The sequence below is a fragment of the Enterococcus sp. AMC1157 genome, from assembly GCF_058216555.1.
Genome location: NZ_CM177099.1, coordinates 270,839 through 290,462, shown reverse-complemented (window position 1 = coordinate 290,462; position 19,624 = coordinate 270,839). Strand labels below are relative to the sequence as shown.

Below are 19,624 nucleotides of genomic sequence, written 5' to 3'. Positions count from 1 at the left end.
GATGACAAAAACTGAACTGTATATCGTCAGACACGGCAAAACTATGTTTAATACTTTACAACGTGTGCAAGGCTGGTGTGATACACCTTTGACAAAATTCGGAGTCGCAGGAATTCAAGATTTATCCCATGGCTTAAAAGATATAGATTTTGTCGAAGCTGTTTCTAGTGACAGTGGTCGAGCAATCGAAACCATGCGAATTCTCTTAAGTGAACATCCTCAAGGTGCAGAATTGCCTTACAGAGTAGATCAACGAATTCGCGAATGGTGTTTTGGTTCGTTAGAAGGAGCTTATGATGCCGAAATGTGGGGCGTCTTGCCACGAATCTTAGATTTTCCTGACTATGATCAGATGGTAGAAAAAGATATCAGTTTTAAAGAAATATGTGAAGCCATTTATCAAGCAGACACAGCCAATTGGGCGGAAACATACGAGGAATTAAGAAATCGTGTTTTAACAGGGTTCGAAGATATTGCTCATCGAGTGGAAAAAAATGGTGGAGGAAATGCCTTGATTGTCTCTCATGGTTTAACGATTGCCTTTTTATTAAATTTAGTAAAAGAAGAAAACAACATTCGTATGGACTTGGACAATGGCTCGGTGACTCGTTTAACTTATGAAAATGGACGATTCAACTGTGAGGAAGTTGGTTCAGTGTTGTATAAGGCCCAAGGAAAAGAAATTGCTAAAAATTTCTTAAGTTAAGTTAGTTATTTATGATTATAGAATGGATAAACTAAGCATTTCAAGAAGCAAACACAAAGGTTTGCTTTTTTTTTTTGTAAAAATGTTGGTAATCTAAACCAGAAAAGGTATACTTATTCATGTTATTAAGAAATGAAAGGATGTATAAAATGTTTGAGAATACTATCAAAGCAATCATTCTAGGAATTATTGAAGGAATTACTGAATGGTTGCCAATCAGCAGTACTGGTCATTTAATTTTGGCTGATGAATTTATCAAATTGAATGCTAGCGAAGCCTTTATGACGATGTTTAATGTGGTGATTCAATTAGGAGCTATTTTGGCCGTTGTTGTATTATATTTTAATAAATTGAATCCCTTTGCTCTTTCAAAATCGAAAGAAGAGAAAAAAGATACTTGGTCCTTATGGTTTAAAGTTGTCGTAGCGATTATTCCATCTGTGATTATTGGCTTACCTTTAGATAATTGGTTAGATGAACATTTCCATAAATTTTTACCCGTCGCAATTATGTTGATTGTTTACGGAATCGCCTTTATTATTGTTGAGAAAAAAAATAAGACACGTGAACCAAAAATTACCAATCTTAATGACATTACTTATCGATTTGCATTAATGGTCGGGATGTTCCAAGTGCTGGCTCTTATTCCTGGTACCTCTCGCTCTGGAGCAACTATTCTTGGCGGAATTATTATTGGTGCTTCTCGTTTTGTTTCAGCGGAGTTTTCGTTCTTCTTAGGAATTCCAACAATGTTTGGTGCTAGTCTTTTAAAAGTGGGCAAATTTATCATTGATGGTAATACCTTTGATATGGAAGGAATTATTATTCTATTTGTCGGTACCTTTGTTTCCTTCATTGTCTCAATTATTGCGATTAAATTCTTGATGAATTATATTAAGAAAAATGATTTTACTGTATTTGGTTGGTATCGTATCGTATTGGGAATTATCTTAATCGGTTATTCGGCATTTTTCATGTAAATTTCTAAAGAATCAAAAACCTTTATTTACAGGTTTTTGATTCTTTTTTTCGATTCTTTCACTATAGGTTTTATCTTTAGTTATTCGAATTAAAAATAGACAAGAAAAACTTTTTTTGATAGAGCAGCTGAAATTTTCACTCTGGTTTTACTGTAAATAGTAATTTTTTTCTGTTAAGTAAAAATTCTTTACGACTTATTATTGCAATGACCCTTTTGTTTATGTATAATGACTAGTGTTGATTTATACGTTTTTCGTATAATAACTTTTTATTCGGAGGTGAAACAAATGCCAAACATTGAATCTGCAATTAAACGTGTACGTACTAGCGAAGTCGCTAACACAAAAAATTCATCTCAATTGAGCACAATGCGTACAACGATCAAAAAATTTGATCAAGCTGTTGAAGCTGGTGCTGATAACGTAGATGCGTTATACAAAGATGCTGCGAAAGCAATCGATATGGCTGAGTCAAAAGGATTAATCCACAAAAACAAAGCTAACCGCGACAAATCTCGTCTAAGCAAAAAAATCGCTAAATAGTCAAAAAAAGGAAAAGCATTTGCTTCTCCTTTTTTTATTTACTCTTATTTTTTTAAATGTTGACCAGTTTTCAAAACAAATAACTGGAATAAAAACTCTTTTTCCATTTGTCCTGTTTTAACTAGGTAATCATTTTCAATTAATTCATCATACAATTTCATTAAATAATTCGAGTCTAATTTCCTGGTTTGTTGCATCGCTAATTTTACTCGATAAGGATGAATTTTTAATGTCTCTACAATATTGCCCTGCTGATAGCCGACTTTCATCAAAATAGCTGTTTGAATCAATAACCGTAGCTGTGTAATTAAAATCGCGTTAATTTTGATTGTTTCTTCTCCTTGAGTATGCAAATCTTCATACAATCTCAATGCAGCTTCCGTATTCCCCTTTAACACATGATTAGTCAAATCGAATACATTATGTTCCAACGATTTGGGAATCAACTCTTCTACCGCTTTTTTAGGAATACGTTTTTTCTCTCCTGCATACAAGCGTAACTTATCTAATTCGTGCATTGCTTTTGACAAGCTAACATCTGTCAATCGAATGAATAGCTCGAAAGCTTCTCTTTCCATCAAAATCCCATCATTGTCTAAGATTTGTTGCAAATATCTTCGAACTTCCGTCTCTTTCATTGGTTGAACTTCCACAACTGTAGCTGCTTTTTTTAATTGTTTACTGACTTTTTTTCGTTCATCCAACTTTTCATATTTTGCAAAAAAAACAACAATCGCAGTATCCGATGGTGTTTTTAAATAGTCTAACAAGCCCTCAATATTTTGTTCAGGGGCATTGGCTTTTTTCTCTGCTGTTAAGAAATAAGGATTTTCAACAAAAATTAGTCGATAATCTCCGAAAAAAGGTGTCGATTGCGCTTCATCCAACACATTATCTAGGGAATCTTGTTCTAAATCAAATTGGGCGAAGTTCAAATCATCGTGAGTGAGCTCTAAGCTAGTTAAAAAGCTCTCTCTAATCTGATTTTGTAAAAAATCTTCCGTTCCCAGAATCAAATAAACAGAATGAAATTTTTTGGTACGAATTTCTTGTAAGGCTTCTTGGGTATTGATGCTACTCCCCTCCGTTCTTTCAATGGTAATCCTATCACGAAGTCCTTAGAAATGCTAGTCCTCAATCATAACTTGAACGGCAGGAAATGTGTGACTCCTCTGCCAAACATAACGAATCATTCCTGACTCGTCTGTTCGAAATACTTTAACGTTTGTTTCGGCTAAAGTCTGCAAGACTTCAGAATGAGGATGTCCAAATCGGTTATTTTTACCAGCAGAAATAATCCCATGTTTTAATTGAATTCTTTCAATAAATTCTTGATCTGTAGAAGTCTTGCTTCCATGATGTCCAAGTTTCATCACATCAATTTGCAAATCGGGATATGACTTTAATAACTGTCGTTCCCCTTCTTTTCCCAAATCACCCATAAATAAAAAAGAAAGTTTGCCAATCGTTGTTTTTAAAACAAGAGAATCTTCATTCTCACCTTTTCCTATATAATTGGGAGCGAGAACTTCTATTGACGGATGTTTCCCAATAACTTCATTGACATTCACTTCTCGAAGGTTAGTAGTTTTTGGTAGATTTTTTTTAAGGTTTTGAATACTTTGATGTTGCAAGCTCCCCTTACCCACATATACATTTTTTACGGAAATTTTTTCAATAAGTCTCAGCGCATCTCCCATATGATCGGCATCTCCATGAGTCAGAAATAAACCATCAATTGAATCAATACCTTGCCCTTTTAAATAGGGTAACAAACTATACTCCACCGGTGGTCGATAATTCCGCTCTTGCCAAGCTTCTCGCTCAAATAATAAACGACCACCCGTATCAATCACATAGACTTCTTGGTTCCATTTGCTTTGTAAAACAATACTGTCCCCTTGACCGACATCCACAAAAGCGACGACTGTTTGTATAGGAAACTTTTGAAATAATATCAGCAAAAACAAAGGGAAAGCATACCATTTTGATTTTTTTTCAAATAAAAGTACACTACCTAGAATAGTCATACTCATCAAAATCAGTGGCGGACTTCCAGTATGAATCACAAGTTTTTTTGTCATTTCTAAGAGTTTTTCAAAATGCTCCAATAAAAATACTAGTAATTTAGCTAACCACAGATAAGGAAGTTGAAATAATACTAATCCACACAAGCCTAAAATCAACATCAAAAAACCTGCAAATACAGGAGCCATTAGAGCAGTTAATAACCCTCCTAATAATGGAAATTCATAAAAATAATACATAATTAACGGAGCTGAAAAAATCATAATTCGATGAGATTGTTTGAATCGATGATTTATATCAGTGATAGGTTGTATCAATATAAACCAAGAAATAATCAAAGAAAGGATACCTGAGACTTGTAATAAAGTTTTAGGTTGTATCATTAGCAGACAAAATAAAACAATACTGAAACGATCCATTTTCGAAAGATGAATTTGCTTTTCTTTAAAGATTAGTCTCAATAAATATAACAAGGTTGCTCGCCAGACGCTGACAGATTGACCAAATATGACAATTCCAGCAAATAAAATGACAACTCCTATCATGCTGAATTCTGAAAATACTAACTTAGTTCTGCGCAAAAATTTAAAAAACCAACCATAAAATAAATAGACATGCATCCCTGAAATCGTGAAAAAATGAAGAATCCCAGTTCCACTATAAATTTCCCGAATCTCCTCAAAAGAAGAATCCCGATACCCCAGAAGTAGAGCAGTCATATAAATGCTTAATTTTGATGGTATTTTTTCTTCCATCCAATCAATCATTTTTCCTCGTATGGTTCTTAAATAAAAGCTATTAGATGGTTTGCTGTTCAAAATATCCTTAATAATCAACTTTCCTAATTGATTATCCGCAAAAGCATAGGACTCTGGATCAAAACTATGTTTGTTTCGTTGCTTGCCAACTTCTTCAAAAGTTCCTGTCACATTTATTGTTTTATTCCAATTCCCTCTTTTTTGCCAACTTTTTTGTTCTTCAAATGAATTTAATTGATATCTTGCTCTAACCTTTCCTTCTTTAGCTTTTGCTTCAAAAGTGATAATATCACCATTCACTTGAATGGTGTCAGGAAAAATAGTCAAATTTATTTGAACTAATTCATTCATCGGCACAGTCTGAGGCTGATTTTCAATCATTCGTAACCACACAAAAAAACTGCAAAAAACAGCGAGTAGTAATAATGCTACCTGTTTTTTACAGCAAAGTATAAAGATATAATATCCACTAATTAAAAATAAAAAAGGTTGCTTTGTCAGCCAACCATTGATAAAACAACTAACAACCACCAACGGAAAAATCAACTGGTTTTTCCATTGATGATTGGTTCTATTTCTCATGTAAACTACCAAAAGAAAGCTTTTGAAAATATTTAGGCTCCAAATGAACTTGTTCCACTTCCACGCCCACATGTTTAATTAACTCCAAAGCATATTCATTATTGTGATAATCATTTAAATAATAGATTTTTTTAATTCCTGCTTGCAAAATAGCTTTTGTACAAGGCAAACAAGGAAAATGGGTCACATAAATTTCGGCTCCTTCTGTTGAGACTCCTAGTTTTGCACATTGTAAAATTGCGTTCATCTCTGCATGAATCGTTCGAATACAGTGTCCATCAACAACATAACATCCTTCATCAATACAATGATGATCACCACTTACTGATCCATTGTAACCACCTGCGATAATCCGTTTGTCTTTTACCAAAGTTGCCCCCACCTCTAAACGAGTACAGGTACTTCTTAGCGCTAACAAAACCGCTTGTGAAATAAAATATTGCGACCATGGAATACGTGAATCAACGCTATTTTGATCGCTGGTTGAGTCCTTCATACTATATTGTTTTTCATCTTCTATTTTCATTTATAAACTCCTCAATAATCCATTTAAAAGTATTTTTTTAGCTGCTACTTAATTTCTCAAATAAAATTGTTGACTGTACTATTTTTGTTCATACTTAAATATTGTAAAGCTTTTTTTTATAAAATTAATAAATAACTTATCTAGATATTACCATACTCCATCTTTTTTGGATATGCTTTCCAAGTTGATATTCTCGTTTGAAATATACACTTTTGAGATTTACTCTAGATATTATTTTTAGCAACTACTATAGTATTATGAAATTTTCAAAGAACAAAAATTTAACAAACTCATCTATTAAATACGCAAATAACATTTATTTTGTTTATTCTTAATAAAAAATTTCAGTTGTTTAAATAAATAGTATTATTTATCCTTTTTTCTTAAGATCGATTGGTAATTCGTATAACTTTCTTATTGACATTCATTATCAGTTTGAGCATAGTTTTGTTTCATTGGGACCTATTCTCGCTTGTGTACTTCTATTCGCAATAATTTATAGTTGGTTAGAAAAAAAAGATATCTAGCTGCTTTTAAGACCTATTTTGAAAGAAAGAACACCACCGAACATTGCGTTAGCGATTGTGTGATTAAAACGAAAAATTAATCGCATAGACTTTTAATTCACTTAAATTTTAATAGAATTTCTTAGTTTATCCAAAGTTTTTTCACCAAAACCACTGACTTGAGTTAATTCATCCACAGAAGAAAATTTACCATTTTCATCTCGATAATCAATAATCGCTTGTGCTTTAGCAGGACCAATTCCACTTAATTGTTGTAGTTCCGAGATATCCGCAGTATTGATATTAATTAAAGATTCTTTCGTTTCATTCCCTAGTAATTCTGTCACTAGTTCAACCTCTTCTGTATTAGGTACATATACCATCTGTTGATCCACTAAACGTTCCGCTAAGTTTAATTGTCTTTCTTCTGCTTCAGAAGTGAATCCTCCAGCCATTAAAATCAATTCTTGCATTCTGGCCCCTTGCGATAATTCATAAACACCAGGATTTTTAATTTCTCCTTTAATATCTACTAAAATCATCTCTGAAATTAATTCACTGGAAATAGTTGTCGCTTGCGGTGCTACTTCCCAATCGGGTTCTTCTTCTTTAAAAAAAAGCAGATACCCACCGAAAGCTAGTAACAAACCAAAAATAGCCATAATTTGTATCCGGTACTTTTTAATTATTTCTACTGTTTCCATACAATCCCTCCTTATCTTAAAATACGAAAAAAACAGCTTTTTTTTTTTCATAAGCTGTTTTTTCTATTAATTTATAAAATTTTCTGAGATTTAAATATAATCTTCCATTTCTTTGACTGAATTGACCGTAATATCTGCAGAAATGTCTTCCAAAATACTTTCAATATCATAAAAGATAGTTTTGATACCAGCATTTTTTCCTGCTTCCACATCCATGGTACGATCCCCAATCATTACAGTATTTTCAGGATTCATCTGATATTTCTCTACCAGATAGTTTAATGCTTCTGGATCTGGTTTGCGGGCAAAATTATTTTCGGTTCCAACAATCTCTACAAATAAATCCAACATTCCTTCTTTTTCGAGCAACTCTTTGGTAGAAGCAACCGTGCGATGAGTCATAATATAATTTTTCTTTCCGGATTGGATAATTTTTTCCAACATTTCTTTGGTCCCTAAGTAAGAAATTGGAATTCGTTGATCTTGTTTTTCATGGTTCTTAAAAATCGTCGCAAACTCCTCAAAATCTAACTGGTACTTCGATGCAACTGAAGCGGAAGATTTTGCTTTTAAAATTTGATAGATTTCTTGACGATTTGCTTCAATATCATACCCTTTTAACGTTTTTATATAGGCATCCAACATAATTGGATAAGTATCGTAAAGTGTCCCATCAAAATCCCAAATATAATTCTCAATCATAAATAAAAAAACCTTTCTAATTTTTAAATGAGTGGATTGGTGCAGGAATTCTGCCTCCACGTTGAATAAAATCAGTCGATTTAGCTGGATTGGTTTTCATTACAGGAGCTGTTCCCAATAGACCACCAAATTCGATCATATCACCAACTTTAGCATCCTTCGCTGGAATAATTCTAACAGCTGTTGTCTTGTGGTTAATCACACCAATAGCCGCTTCATCCGCAATCATTGCTGCAATCGTCTCAGAAGTCGTATCTCCAGGGATCGCAATCATATCTAATCCAACAGAACAAATAGCTGTCATCGCTTCTAATTTTTCTAAATTCAACAAACCATTTTGAACAGCTTTAATCATACCAGCATCTTCTGAAACGGGAATAAATGCTCCAGATAAACCTCCGACATGATTACAAGCCATTACGCCACCTTTTTTAACCGCATCGTTTAACAATGCTAAAGCAGCCGTTGTACCATGAGTACCAACAGATTCTAAGCCCATCTCTTCTAAAATCAACGCCACACTGTCTCCAACTGCTGGTGTAGGAGCCAAAGATAAATCGACAATCCCAAAAGGAACATCTAAACGTTCTGAAGCCACACGTCCCACTAATTGACCCATACGAGTAATTTTAAATGCAGTTTGTTTTACCGTTTCAGCTACAACATCAAAAGATTGTCCTTTAACTTTTTCCAAGGCGCGCTTAACAACTCCTGGACCACTAACACCGACATTAATGACACAGTCAGCTTCACCAACACCATGAAAAGCACCTGCCATAAAAGGATTATCTTCAACAGCATTAGCAAAAACAACTAGTTTTGCACAACCCATATCAGAAGCTTCCGCCGTTTTTTTAATAATTTCTCCCATTAATTTGACGGCATCCATGTTAATTCCTGACTTTGTTGAACCAATATTAACTGAAGAACATACAAAAGAAGTTTCTGCCAAAGCTTGAGGAATAGATTCAATCAATGCTTTGTCTGCTCCTTGATAACCTTTCTCTACTAAGGCACTGTATCCACCAATGAAGTTAACCCCTACTTCAGTTGCTGCCCGATCCAGAGCATGAGCAAATTTTACACAATCTTCCGCTGTTGCTTTGGAAGCAGAAGCAATAATACCGATTGGAGTCACCGAAATTCGTTTATTAATGATAGGAATTCCGTATTCCATTTCAATCGCTTCGCCAACTTTGACCAAATCTTTAGCTTTTGTTGTGATTTTGTTAAAAATCTTTTCACAGGCAACATTCGCATCAGCATCCATACAATCTAACAAAGAGATCCCCATCGTAATTGTTCGTATATCTAAATTTTCTTCTTCCACCATTCGTATGGTTTCAAGTATTTGATTTGTTTCCATGTTGGTCCCCCTGATTATAATTTATGCATTGCTTCAAAAATTTCTTCATTTTGAATACTAATTTTTACACCCAAAGCTTCGCCAACTTTAGTCAATTCTTGACGAATATGCTCAAAATCAGGTTGTTCAGTTAACTCTAGCATCATCATCATTGTAAAATATTCTTGCATAATCGTTTGTGTTACATCAACAATGTTTATTTCTAGCTCAGATAGCTTTTGACTAACCCCAGCAATAATCCCTACTCTATCTTTTCCAATAACCGTTAAAATAGCTCGCATGAACCATTCCTCCTTAATTTTTTTTCTATTATAGCACACCTTAAGTCCTCTTCGAACCAATAATAATAAATATTTGTTGGCTAATGTTGCATATTTACTATTTTCTATTTTTATTTATCCTAAGTGTAAAATATATTGCGGTAGGACTAGAAAAAAAGAAAGAAGACCATTATTCTTAATGTTAGGTTTCGCGGCCTATAACAAAAAGAGGATGGTCTTCATGGATACAATTATAAATGATTTAGTCGCTATTTTAAAGGATGACATGGACAATATTTCAAAAGAAAAACAATTAGGTGCTTATATTCAAAAAACAGTTAAAACAATAGTTGGAGAAGCATTTGAAAGATATGATGAGTCGTTGATTCCAATCATGAAAGAAAAAGGCTATCAAATCGAAAAGAAATTACCACGTACCATTGTGACAACATTTGGAGAAGTTTCACTGACTCGACGTCGGTATATCCAACCTAATCAAGCACCAATCTATCCTCTTGATGAAACCATGGGATGGCAGAAATATGGTCGTTATAGCCTTCTTCTTGTTCGCAATCTAAGTGAATTTGCGACAAAAGTTCCCTACCGTACAGGCGAATTAGCGATTCACTTATTTGCGCCGTTTACCATTAGTCATCAGAAGTTGAACCAACTGGTGAATCAAGCAGGACAAGAATTAAAAAAGCAACAAACTTCAGATGAACGATACATTGAATTGAAACAACTGAAACGCACGCCTAAAGTATTATACATCGAAGGAGATGGGTTTATATTCAAAGGAAAACATAACAAAAGATTAGAAGGACATCGTTTCCAAGTATGCGAAGGCAGTGTGGAAATCGGAAAGAATCGAAAACAGAGAATCTATGCAAAAGATTTTGTTTCATTGGATCGTCTCACCGCGTTAAAGGAAATGATGGAGTATCTAGGCAATATGTATGATTTATCAGAAACGGTCGTATTAAGCAATAGTGATGGTGGTTCAGGTTATGAAAAAGCAGTGTTCGAGGAATTGATAGGCGTATGTAAACGACATGAATTTTTCTTGGATGCGTATCATGTGAATCGAAAAGTGAAAGAACGTTTAGGTTGGTTGAAAGGACTCCAAGCGCCTTTGATGGACGCAATTTGGAAGGAATATGATGACGATAAAATGCACGTCATCATGGATACGGCAGAAAGCTGCTTAGTGGACGAATTGGATACAGTTAAAAATCAAGAGCACGTTCGAAAGTTAAGAAACTATCTTGATCGCCATTGGGAAGCGATATGCCCATTCTATCAACGAAATTTGCCTGAGGGAATAAGTAAAACCATCGGTACCTGCGAAAGCAATCACAGACAGTATACCTACCGAATGAAAGGACAAGGGAAATATTGGACAAACGAAGGTGCCGAAGGAATGCTTCGAATCATTGCCAGCTTGAAGAATCAAGAGTTAGATGAATGGTTTCTTTCAGATTTGTCGCCAAGTCCTTCCTTACCTGAAAAAAGAAAACGAGAACAAGTAGCTGTACGAGTAGCGACTTCTAAAAAATGGAATAAAGGAGAAACTCATATAGGTGCCTATCAGGTAAAAATTGTTGGGAGCGAAAAATCTTCTACAGGAATGAGTAAACTAGCACGAGCTTTTTCAGGACGAGACTAAACAAAGGGTAAAAGAGTGAGGTGGCTTGCGAACACTTGATAATGAGCGTCTTTGGATGACAATGATTCGCCTGGCGCATCTATGGTGAAGCGTTTTTTACGGCAGGCCATCCAAAGACGGAGGCTCGTTGTCAAGTGCACCGGACAAAAGAATAAAATCAAAAATAAGGTTAAACTATCTAACAACAATAATGGTAAAAGATTTCTACCGCAAAACTATTGACACATACTTATTTATCTTAACCTAAGCAACGAAAATCCTAGTGTGTTAAAATAGGAAACGTATTCACTTTTTTAGGAGGTTAATTATGAGTTCAGAATCTAAAGATGTTTTAAACTATTTAAATGAACATTTTATACTTACAGAAATTTCTCCCGATAAGTTAAACACTGTTTTCTATAATTTTGAAAGACTGAATGCTTGCCACACTCAAGAGAATCAAACTAAAAAAATCCCTCTTAGTGAAATTCAGCCTTTCGTATATAGCATTCAACGTACAGAAAAGACTGAAATCTATTTTTCTGTAACAGAAAGTGGATTTCAGCTTTGGGATACATATAATCAAAAAACAGAAGAGCAACTTCTATTTATTCTTGACATAAATACTGACTATTGGAATATCAATTCCAACCGACTTGGTTTAGAAATCATCGTTGGAATAGGTGTTAGTGAAAAAGATATTGAAGAAAAATCAATAAAGTACTTACGCTACGAAAAAGCCAAGAAAGAGTTAGCAGCTTATTATCTTTTATCTGAGGAAAGATGAGTGATTTCTTTTGATATCTCAGACGTTTAACAATATAAAAAATCCAAATAGCAGAAGCCACTAATTAACGACTTCTACTACTTGGATTTTTTTAGTTAAATTTTATTATTGACTAGTCCAAAATAGTTACTTGAACCATTCGACGTCCCCATGCAATGCATTCTTCATAGGTTGAGAAGTGAACATCAACAATATTTCCTTTAATTGCGCCACCTGTATCACTGGCAATTGCTTCTCCGTATCCTTCTACATACAATCTAGTCCCTAAAGGAATTACACTTGGATCCACTGCAACTGCCATTGGATTTTCTAGTAAATTTTGACCAGTGGCAGTGACTGTTCCCCCTCCTAAAGTATCGGCAGGATCTGAGCTATAAGCAGTTGATTCCATCATAATTGTTTTTCCTGAGTACTCGTTTTCATTACTTGTTTCATTTGATTCCGTTGCAACTGTTGCTTCATTTGTATTTATAGACGACTCATTGACTTCGGTGTCAAAAACAAGTGTTGTCCCATCATAGATCAAATTAGGATTATCAATTTGATTCATTTCTACAATATAATCCACGTAATCGATGTTACCGAAATATTTTAGTGAAATACCTGTAAGAGTATCCTTCGAAGTAACTGTATGTTCTATTTCCTCAGCACTTGCTTTAGAACTAAATCCAAGCAAGCCAAGTAATGTGATGCTTCCTAATAAAAAAGTTTTGAGTTGTTTCATAATTAAAGACTCCTTGCTAAAATTTTTCGTTGTCTAAGCAACTGAGACAATCATAGCAAGAAATTATTTATTTTGGATGACAGCAAAATGACAAAAAATTTCAGGTTTACTATCCATTGAAATTTTGTCATCTTCTATTTTTAAAATCCTAAAAGATCAATACTAATTAAATTTTCTATCCTTTTTTTTTTAATAAAACTAATTAAGAATCAATTAAGAAGAATCTTTTCTCGTCTTTTTGAAATCCCTTCCCTACTTAAATGTGACAAAATAATATCAGAACAGTGACAGAAAAGGTATATTTTTAGATTTACACTTTTAAATTATAATTGCATAAAAATTCACCATCCATTCTTTTATGACTCTGTAAATGATAAAATCTTTTATAGATATCCTAATAGCACAATAACTCACAATCTTATTTTACATTTTTCGCATTTTGAGCTTTTATATCTTATGAAAAAACTGTAGAATAAACGTATATTATAAAATACTAATTGGTAGGAGGATCATAGCAGATGGATAATAAATATTTCTTTCAAGATGTATTTCTTCCATTCAGTTTTTCATCAGATCCAGACGTGTTTTCAGTAGAATTAGATAAAGCCTTACAGAAAACAAAACCTGTTGCTACTGAACTTAAAATATTAATTTCATTGGTTCAATTTTCTCCTATTTTGACTTTTCTTTTAGATAAAGATAAAAAAATTATATATATGAATGACAAGGCAAAAAATCAGCTGAATGATGCTAACCAATATCTTGGTCAAAAAATTACTGATTTGTCGGTTGCTAATCTACACAAATCTGATGTCAAAAATATTTGGCAACATACGACAACAGACGGACATTGGGCGGGAACCATTGACTATTTGGATTATCACGAAAAAAAACGAAAGCAGTGGATTAAACTAATTCAATTAAAAACCAATACAGAGCCTTTATATGCATTATATTTTTTAGACACGGAATCGTTAAATAATTTCAATGACTTTAAAGATAGGTTTGCCTACATCGATCGTGTGACTAATCTACCAAATTTCAATCAAATAGCTTACAATTTAAACAAACAAATAGCCGAAAAACGAGAAGATCCGTGTGGTATTGCCCTTTTTCGTTGTAGTAATATTGCTAAAATTTCTGCTCTTTACTCCAGAAAAACCCGAAGATTAGTTACCTTAGAAACCGTTGGTAGAATTAATAGCTTATTACCTAAAAACTATCAATGTTATCGTTTATCAAGAGAAATATTCGCTGTACTTGCGACAGAACTATCTGATATAGATGATTTCAAAGCATTAATCGAAAAAATTAGATCCTGTATTTTACAGCCGATTCACATTGACGAACACGTGATTTTACCAAACTATGAGGTAGGAGCTACACATTTCCCTAAGGAGACCAACAATTTAGAATCTCTTTTAGAAGATGCTGAAATTTGTTTAGAACAACATGATTCAAACCAAGTCGTTTATTATACACAATGTATGACAAAAGAATTTATCAATAGCTTACGTACTGTCGAACGTTTAAAATCTGCGATTGCCAATAATGAATTAGACATACATTACCAACCAATCTTTAATCATGATCACCACATTGTCGCTGCCGAAGCACTATTACGCTGGAATGATTCTGAACTAGGCTATGTTCCACCAAATTTAATTACAAAATATGCTGAAGAACACAGTTGCGTATCTGAATTAGCTAATTGGATTTTAGAAAAAGTTTTCAGAGATAATCTGTACAAATCAATCACTGTGACCATTAACTTGGATGTTGCTCAAGCCGAACAAACAGATTTTTTACCAACACTTGAAATATTAGTAACAAAATATCACGTAAATCCACAAAATATTATTTTTGAAATTACGGAACATCAAGCATTTGAGCAGTCTAAACTAGCCATTAATATATTGCATGAATTAAAAAGACGAGGTTTTAGGATTGCCTTAGATGATTTTGGAGTTGGACACTCTGCTCTATCATTGTTAGGGGAACTACCAGCAGATATTATCAAAATTGATGCTTCTTTTATTACTAACGTTGAGGAAAACTCTAAAAAAGGAATTATCGCTCGACATATTGTAGATTTAGCAAAAAGTTTACATTTACGCACTTGTTGTGAAGGCATTGAAACAGAAAATGAAGCTCAACTAGCCCGTTTAATTCAGGCAAATTATATGCAAGGATATCTCTTTAGTAAAGCTTTACCACTCTCCGAATTCCATCAATTTTCTAATGAATGGCAACGGACTCATTAATTTATACTAAAAACCAAAATAGTTAGGAATACATTTCTAACTATTTTGGTTTTTATCTTTAGTTAACATAATTAAATTCTTGTGAACTAAAATTAGTCAACTAGCTATTTTTTAATTTTTTCGATTGCAGGAATAATCGTATTTAAGAAATTGGATTCACTCCAAGTATTTATTTTTATTGTCATTCCTTGACTTCCGCCTGTCGAGATAGCTGTAACAATCGTTTCTTCTCCATCTGAAATTAGAGTTAAATGTAAACTTACACGATTACCACCCCAATAACTGTATCTTTCGTAGGCTCGTATGGCTACTCGAGTATTTCCAAGTTGATAATCACTTGCTTCTTCTAGACTTAAGGTCTGACTTCCTTTTTTTAGTTCTTCCTCTAAATAAACTAGAATTTGATTAAATTCTCCATCAACAAATGCTTCGTATTTCGCCATTGTTTTCTCCCTTCATTTTTCTTTATTTGTTTAAGTATATCATAGCTATTCAAACCTAAAAAAACTATAAGTTATTCTTTTTCGACTTGCTTAAAACAAGTGATAAAGTGCTCTTGATAATGATCGAGTTCTTCATTTTTTCGTACAACGGCAAAATTTTCCGTAAATAAACGCTCCTCAATTTTTACTTCTCTTAGTTGTTTGTTTTGAATATACATTTTAGCAAAAGGTGCAGGTAAGATAGTCAAGCCCAAGCCAGCTAAAGCCCCTTGAATTAATACCTCTGTATTGACACTTTCGATAATCGGTTGGATGGTTTGTCCAGTCGATAGCATCAACAAATCTAGACCATCTCTTAAGGTACTTCCTTTTTCTCTTAGTAAAAAAGGATAATTTAGACACTCTTCTTTTTTTATTTTCGTTTTAGAGGTCAACTACGAATCGTATCATCCCACAATTAATAATGGATAATGAGAAATTTTTTGAATGCTATTGATGGATTCATCAAGTCGTCCTTCTACAAACGCTAAATCCACTTGATAATCAAGCAATTTATTTTGAATCTGATCTACATTTTCAGCATAAATTCGTATTTGTTTTAAAGGATACTTTTCTTTCAATAATTGTAAAACTTTCGTCAAACTTGTTCAAGCTAAGGTCAAACTAACTCCAATATACATCGGTAATTTATCAAGATCATCGCCAAATTTTTCTAACTTTTGATAATCATGTAATAATTTAATCGCTTTTTTACGAAAAATTATTCCTTCTTTATTAAGTTGGAGTTTCCCATGTACCCGATCAAACAACTTCAACTTGAGACTTTCTTCTAATTCTCGAATCCCTTTTGAAAGTGCTGGCTTGCAAAATATATAAGGTTTTGGCTTCTTCACTCATTGAACCTTTTTTACAAATTTCTAAAAACAACTCTAATTGTCGAATATTCATACGTCACCTCATAACTATATAGTTATACCTACCTTACAATACTTATATTTTATTCAATTAAAAATATTGATAGCATAGATAAAAGAAAGGAGAATTTTATAATGAAAAAAATTGGATTTTATTTAAAGCTTATTTAATAGCCGGCAGCTTTACTTTCTCAGGAGGAATGGCTATGTTGCCCTTAATTGAGAGAGAACTATGTCAAAAAAATCAATTGATATCAAAAGAAGATCTGTATGGATATACTGCCTTGTCTCAAACCTTCCCAGGAGTCATTGCATTGACTAATGCTTGTTTTGTTGGAAAGAAAATTAATGGTCCTCAAGGGATGTTACTAGCAGGGTTAGGCGCTATCTTGCCAGCTTATTTGCTAATGACTTTAGCCACTCTCTTATATCAATTACTTCCACAAGATGGACCTATCCTGCTAGCTTTGACGGCTGTGAGAGCTACCTCAGCTTCTTTTTTATTTGCAGCTGCCTATACAATCGCACAATATAGTATCAAAGAAAAAATAGAGGCTTTTTTAGCTATCATTAGTTTCTTTTTAATTATTTTTCAGTTAGTCGGTGCCCCATGGATTGTCTTGTCAGCTGGATTAATCGGTTTAATAGTTGCTAAACGCAAGGAGGTAAACTAATATTACAACTATTTTTCATGTTTTTAAAAGTTGGCTTTTTAGGCTTTGGCGGTGGTTATGCCATGCTTGCTTTGATTTATCAAGAAGGCGCGCAATTAGGAATGACTGTTGGTGAATTTGCTGATATGAATGCATTAGATGCACTGATTCCTGGACCAATTGCAATTAATTCGGCTACCTACGTTGGACAGTATTATTTTGGCTTCCTCGGTGGCCTACTGGCAACCGCAACTGTCAGTATCCCTTCTTTGCTTATTGTCCCCTTATTTATCAAATATGAACGCTCTATTCATGAGAATCGTTGGCTCAAATCACTGCTTGATTTTATCAAAATTGCTTCCATTGGCTTGTTATTTGGGGTAGCATTTTCAATTATGTTATCCACTTCTTTTGGCATTAATTCAATTTATCAGTGGCAAGCGATTCAGATTGACTGGTTAGCTTTATTAATAGTAGTTGGCGCATTTGTTTTACACATACGATTTAAAATCAAGCCAGTTTTATTAACTGGGATTGCAGCCATCATTGGTTATATTAGTTATTACTTTATATAGAATCAAGCCTGAAAGCATTATCATTGGTGTTTTAACAAGAGGTGGTATAATAAAATAAAAAAGAGGTGTTTCTTATGAAATTAGCAGAAAAAAGTCAAGCCCGCTTGAAATATATGACCCTAGCTATTTCACGTTTTTGGTTTTCAACAGCTTCCTTCTTATTAGCCATGTTTACTATTTTAGTCAGCATTCAAAACTCACGAATCACATATGATTCTCAAATTCTGTCATTGATTAGTGCTGGAATGTTAGGAATTGTCGCTCAATTAACTTTTGAACGTTTTTTCAGCAAGCAAGAAAAAAAACGTTGGATTTTTTATGGTGGAAGTTTTATCCTCTCCTTTTTGTATTATTTATTTTTAAACGGAAGAGATATTTGGAACTATTCGAACAGTGTCCGTGCAGCCATTTTGATGTTTATCCTTTTATTGAGTAGTGTTTGGATTCCTGCAGTGAAACAAGAGGAGTTTGCTTTTTCTAAAAGTTTTATTATTTTTATTAAATCCTTCTTCACATCTTTCTTATATTCTCTCGTTTTAAATATCGGACTATTTCTAATTTTAGGTGCCTTTGCATTTTTGATTTCGCAAGTAGAATTTACATTATTTGCACAAACCGCCGCAATCATTTGGAGTGGATTTTTTCCGATTTATTTTTTATCGTTAATCCCTATCTATCCTACAGATGATGACATTAACGAAGAATACCAACAAGCGATTAATGTTCCCAAATTTTTAGAAATTTTATTGTCTTATATCATTATCCCGCTCATCATTGCTTATTCTTTTATTTTACTTTTATATATTTTACAAAATTTAACGCAAGGTTTTTTGCAAAATAGTTTATTAGAACCGCTATTAGTTAGTTATGTCATTGTCGGATGGTTTACCTTATTTTCAATTGATACGTTCACTAGCAACATCACTCGTTTATTCAAAAAGTTTTTCCCACCAATCTTATTGATTGTGACTACCTTGCAGGGTGTTTCTTCGCTAGTAAAGTTACGTACCTTTGGATTGACTGATGGACGTTACTTAATTTTATTACTTGTCATTTTTTCGATAGTTTCAAGTGTCATTTATCTATTTGCTCATCCTAAAATATATCTTATCCCGGCTTTATTGATTGCCTTGTCCATTTTATCTATATTTCCTTATATTGATGCCATTTCACTAGCAACTAGAAGCCAAGTAAAACAGTTGGAAACCGTTCTTACTGATAATAATATGTTAGTGGATAATCGAGTGATTCCTGATGGATCCATTCCTGAAACAGAAAAACAAAAAATTGTTGATAGTTATAATTATTTAAGAAAAGTTAATATGCTTTATCAAGTAGAGGCTTTATCCCTTCAACGAAATCAAACAATTGACTTTACCAGCACTTTTGGGTTCAATTCATGGTCCTTAACCACTCCGGAAAAACCAATTGATCCAACTGATCCAGATGAAGAAATTCATCCAATAACTTATACGGTTAGAATTGATCCGACATTTATTTTACAAATAGATACTTCCGATCAAGAGATGATTATTCCATTAAGTGTCTATCAAAGAAAGTTTGGTATCTCTGATTCTAATATACCTATTTCCTACCAAGATCAGCATTACATCATTACTTGGGAAGAAGAGTTCATTGATCAGTCAGATGAAACTAAAGGGAGAAAAATAGCTCTACATCTTGAAGACGAACAACAAAATCTCCTTGCTGATTACGATCTTAACTTCCTATTAGATTTGGTAGAGGCAACTAGCGGAGATTACGAATTCACACTTTCTCCCGATGATTTAACTTTTTCAGAACAATTTGATAATTTTGTGCTAACTCTTTATGTAACTAATTTAAGTTATGATGAATATGATTATTTAAGCCTTGATTTTTATTTAGGAATTTCTTTTAATGAAGAATAGAAAAAAACTTTCTACGTTGATTTTTCAATGTAGAAAGTTTTTTTATTT

General features: G+C 33.4%; 19 protein-coding genes and 1 pseudogene. 9 read left to right on the top strand and 11 right to left on the bottom strand.

Translation table 11 applies throughout. The features are described 5' to 3' along the window. The first annotated feature begins 1 nt into the window (after window position 1). From AC4BBX_RS01415 to rpsT, 3 genes are all read left to right on the top strand, one after another. A complete protein-coding gene (locus AC4BBX_RS01415; RefSeq protein WP_490454697.1) occupies window positions 2–706 on the top strand; it encodes a histidine phosphatase family protein in 705 nt (234 codons plus the stop codon). Window positions 707–855: 149 nt separating this feature from the next. Beyond that, window positions 856–1,686: an undecaprenyl-diphosphate phosphatase gene (locus AC4BBX_RS01410; protein WP_490454696.1), complete on the top strand. Its 831-nt coding sequence runs from the start codon at window positions 856–858 to the stop codon at window positions 1,684–1,686. Between the two features lie 288 nt (window positions 1,687–1,974). After that, window positions 1,975–2,229, top strand: coding sequence for a 30S ribosomal protein S20 (gene rpsT, locus AC4BBX_RS01405; protein WP_490454695.1), 255 nt, complete (start codon window positions 1,975–1,977; stop codon window positions 2,227–2,229). 44 nt (window positions 2,230–2,273) lie between these two features. On the opposite strand, the gene holA is transcribed toward rpsT, so the two are convergent. The 7 genes from holA to AC4BBX_RS01370 all read right to left on the bottom strand — a co-directional run bounded on the left by holA (window position 2,274) and on the right by AC4BBX_RS01370 (window position 9,682). Then, window positions 2,274–3,302: a DNA polymerase III subunit delta gene (gene holA / locus AC4BBX_RS01400; protein WP_490455740.1), complete on the bottom strand. Its 1,029-nt coding sequence runs from the start codon at window positions 3,300–3,302 to the stop codon at window positions 2,274–2,276. A 54-nt stretch (window positions 3,303–3,356) separates the two neighbouring features. Then, window positions 3,357–5,396 carry a DNA internalization-related competence protein ComEC/Rec2 gene (locus tag AC4BBX_RS01395; protein WP_490454694.1) on the bottom strand — a complete coding sequence of 680 codons (2,040 nt, stop codon included), beginning with the start codon at window positions 5,394–5,396 and terminating at the stop codon, window positions 3,357–3,359. 190 nt (window positions 5,397–5,586) lie between these two features. Continuing rightward, entirely contained in the window at window positions 5,587–6,093 is a 507-nt protein-coding gene (locus AC4BBX_RS01390; RefSeq protein WP_490455739.1) for a ComE operon protein 2, read from the bottom strand. A gap of 658 nt (window positions 6,094–6,751) precedes the next feature. Next, the gene (locus tag AC4BBX_RS01385) at window positions 6,752–7,333 is read right to left on the bottom strand and encodes a helix-hairpin-helix domain-containing protein (protein WP_490454693.1); all 582 of its coding nucleotides are present in this window, start codon (window positions 7,331–7,333) and stop codon (window positions 6,752–6,754) included. A gap of 90 nt (window positions 7,334–7,423) precedes the next feature. Next, entirely contained in the window at window positions 7,424–8,035 is a 612-nt protein-coding gene (locus tag AC4BBX_RS01380) for an HAD-IA family hydrolase (protein ID WP_490454692.1), read from the bottom strand. A gap of 16 nt (window positions 8,036–8,051) precedes the next feature. Further along, window positions 8,052–9,401: a PFL family protein gene (locus AC4BBX_RS01375; RefSeq protein ID WP_490454691.1), complete on the bottom strand. Its 1,350-nt coding sequence runs from the start codon at window positions 9,399–9,401 to the stop codon at window positions 8,052–8,054. A gap of 14 nt (window positions 9,402–9,415) precedes the next feature. Continuing rightward, on the bottom strand, window positions 9,416–9,682 hold the full coding sequence (locus AC4BBX_RS01370) for an ACT domain-containing protein (RefSeq protein ID WP_490454690.1): 267 nt from the start codon (window positions 9,680–9,682) through the stop codon (window positions 9,416–9,418). A gap of 220 nt (window positions 9,683–9,902) precedes the next feature. Between AC4BBX_RS01370 and AC4BBX_RS01365 the strand changes: the two genes are divergently transcribed. Together AC4BBX_RS01365 and AC4BBX_RS01360 are read left to right on the top strand one after the other, a co-directional pair. Continuing rightward, entirely contained in the window at window positions 9,903–11,327 is a 1,425-nt protein-coding gene (locus tag AC4BBX_RS01365; protein WP_490453691.1) for an ISLre2 family transposase, read from the top strand. Between the two features lie 307 nt (window positions 11,328–11,634). Next, window positions 11,635–12,093, top strand: a complete 459-nt coding sequence (locus AC4BBX_RS01360; RefSeq protein WP_490454689.1) for a hypothetical protein — start codon at window positions 11,635–11,637, stop codon at window positions 12,091–12,093. Window positions 12,094–12,205: 112 nt separating this feature from the next. Here AC4BBX_RS01360 and AC4BBX_RS01355 read toward each other — a convergent pair whose 3' ends face one another. Further along, window positions 12,206–12,817, bottom strand: coding sequence for a 3D domain-containing protein (locus AC4BBX_RS01355; RefSeq protein WP_490454688.1), 612 nt, complete (start codon window positions 12,815–12,817; stop codon window positions 12,206–12,208). 518 nt (window positions 12,818–13,335) lie between these two features. Between AC4BBX_RS01355 and AC4BBX_RS01350 the strand changes: the two genes are divergently transcribed. Next, complete coding sequence (locus tag AC4BBX_RS01350) at window positions 13,336–15,081, top strand: EAL domain-containing protein (RefSeq protein ID WP_490454687.1); 1,746 nt, start codon at window positions 13,336–13,338, stop codon at window positions 15,079–15,081. A 104-nt stretch (window positions 15,082–15,185) separates the two neighbouring features. Here the strand turns inward: AC4BBX_RS01350 and AC4BBX_RS01345 are convergent, their stop codons facing one another. The 3 genes and pseudogenes from AC4BBX_RS01345 to AC4BBX_RS01335 form a co-directional block, all read right to left on the bottom strand. After that, entirely contained in the window at window positions 15,186–15,524 is a 339-nt protein-coding gene (locus tag AC4BBX_RS01345; RefSeq protein WP_490454686.1) for a DUF6054 family protein, read from the bottom strand. A 71-nt stretch (window positions 15,525–15,595) separates the two neighbouring features. Next, window positions 15,596–16,165 (bottom strand): annotated as a pseudogene (locus tag AC4BBX_RS01340) (substrate-binding domain-containing protein). Between the two features lie 6 nt (window positions 16,166–16,171). Then, window positions 16,172–16,417, bottom strand: a complete 246-nt coding sequence (locus tag AC4BBX_RS01335) for a LysR family transcriptional regulator (protein ID WP_490454685.1) — start codon at window positions 16,415–16,417, stop codon at window positions 16,172–16,174. A 170-nt stretch (window positions 16,418–16,587) separates the two neighbouring features. Here AC4BBX_RS01335 and AC4BBX_RS01330 point away from each other — a divergent pair, with 170 nt between their 5' ends. From AC4BBX_RS01330 to AC4BBX_RS01320, 3 genes are all read left to right on the top strand, one after another. Then, entirely contained in the window at window positions 16,588–17,112 is a 525-nt protein-coding gene (locus AC4BBX_RS01330; RefSeq protein ID WP_490455738.1) for a chromate transporter, read from the top strand. Beyond that, window positions 17,112–17,666, top strand: coding sequence for a chromate transporter (locus tag AC4BBX_RS01325; RefSeq protein ID WP_490455737.1), 555 nt, complete (start codon window positions 17,112–17,114; stop codon window positions 17,664–17,666). The genes AC4BBX_RS01330 and AC4BBX_RS01325 overlap by 1 nt, the downstream gene beginning before the upstream one ends. Window positions 17,667–17,740: 74 nt before the next feature. Beyond that, window positions 17,741–19,576 (top strand): DUF4153 domain-containing protein, encoded by a 1,836-nt coding sequence (locus AC4BBX_RS01320; RefSeq protein WP_490454684.1) that lies wholly within the window; start codon window positions 17,741–17,743, stop codon window positions 19,574–19,576. Window positions 19,577–19,624: the final 48 nt, after the last annotated feature.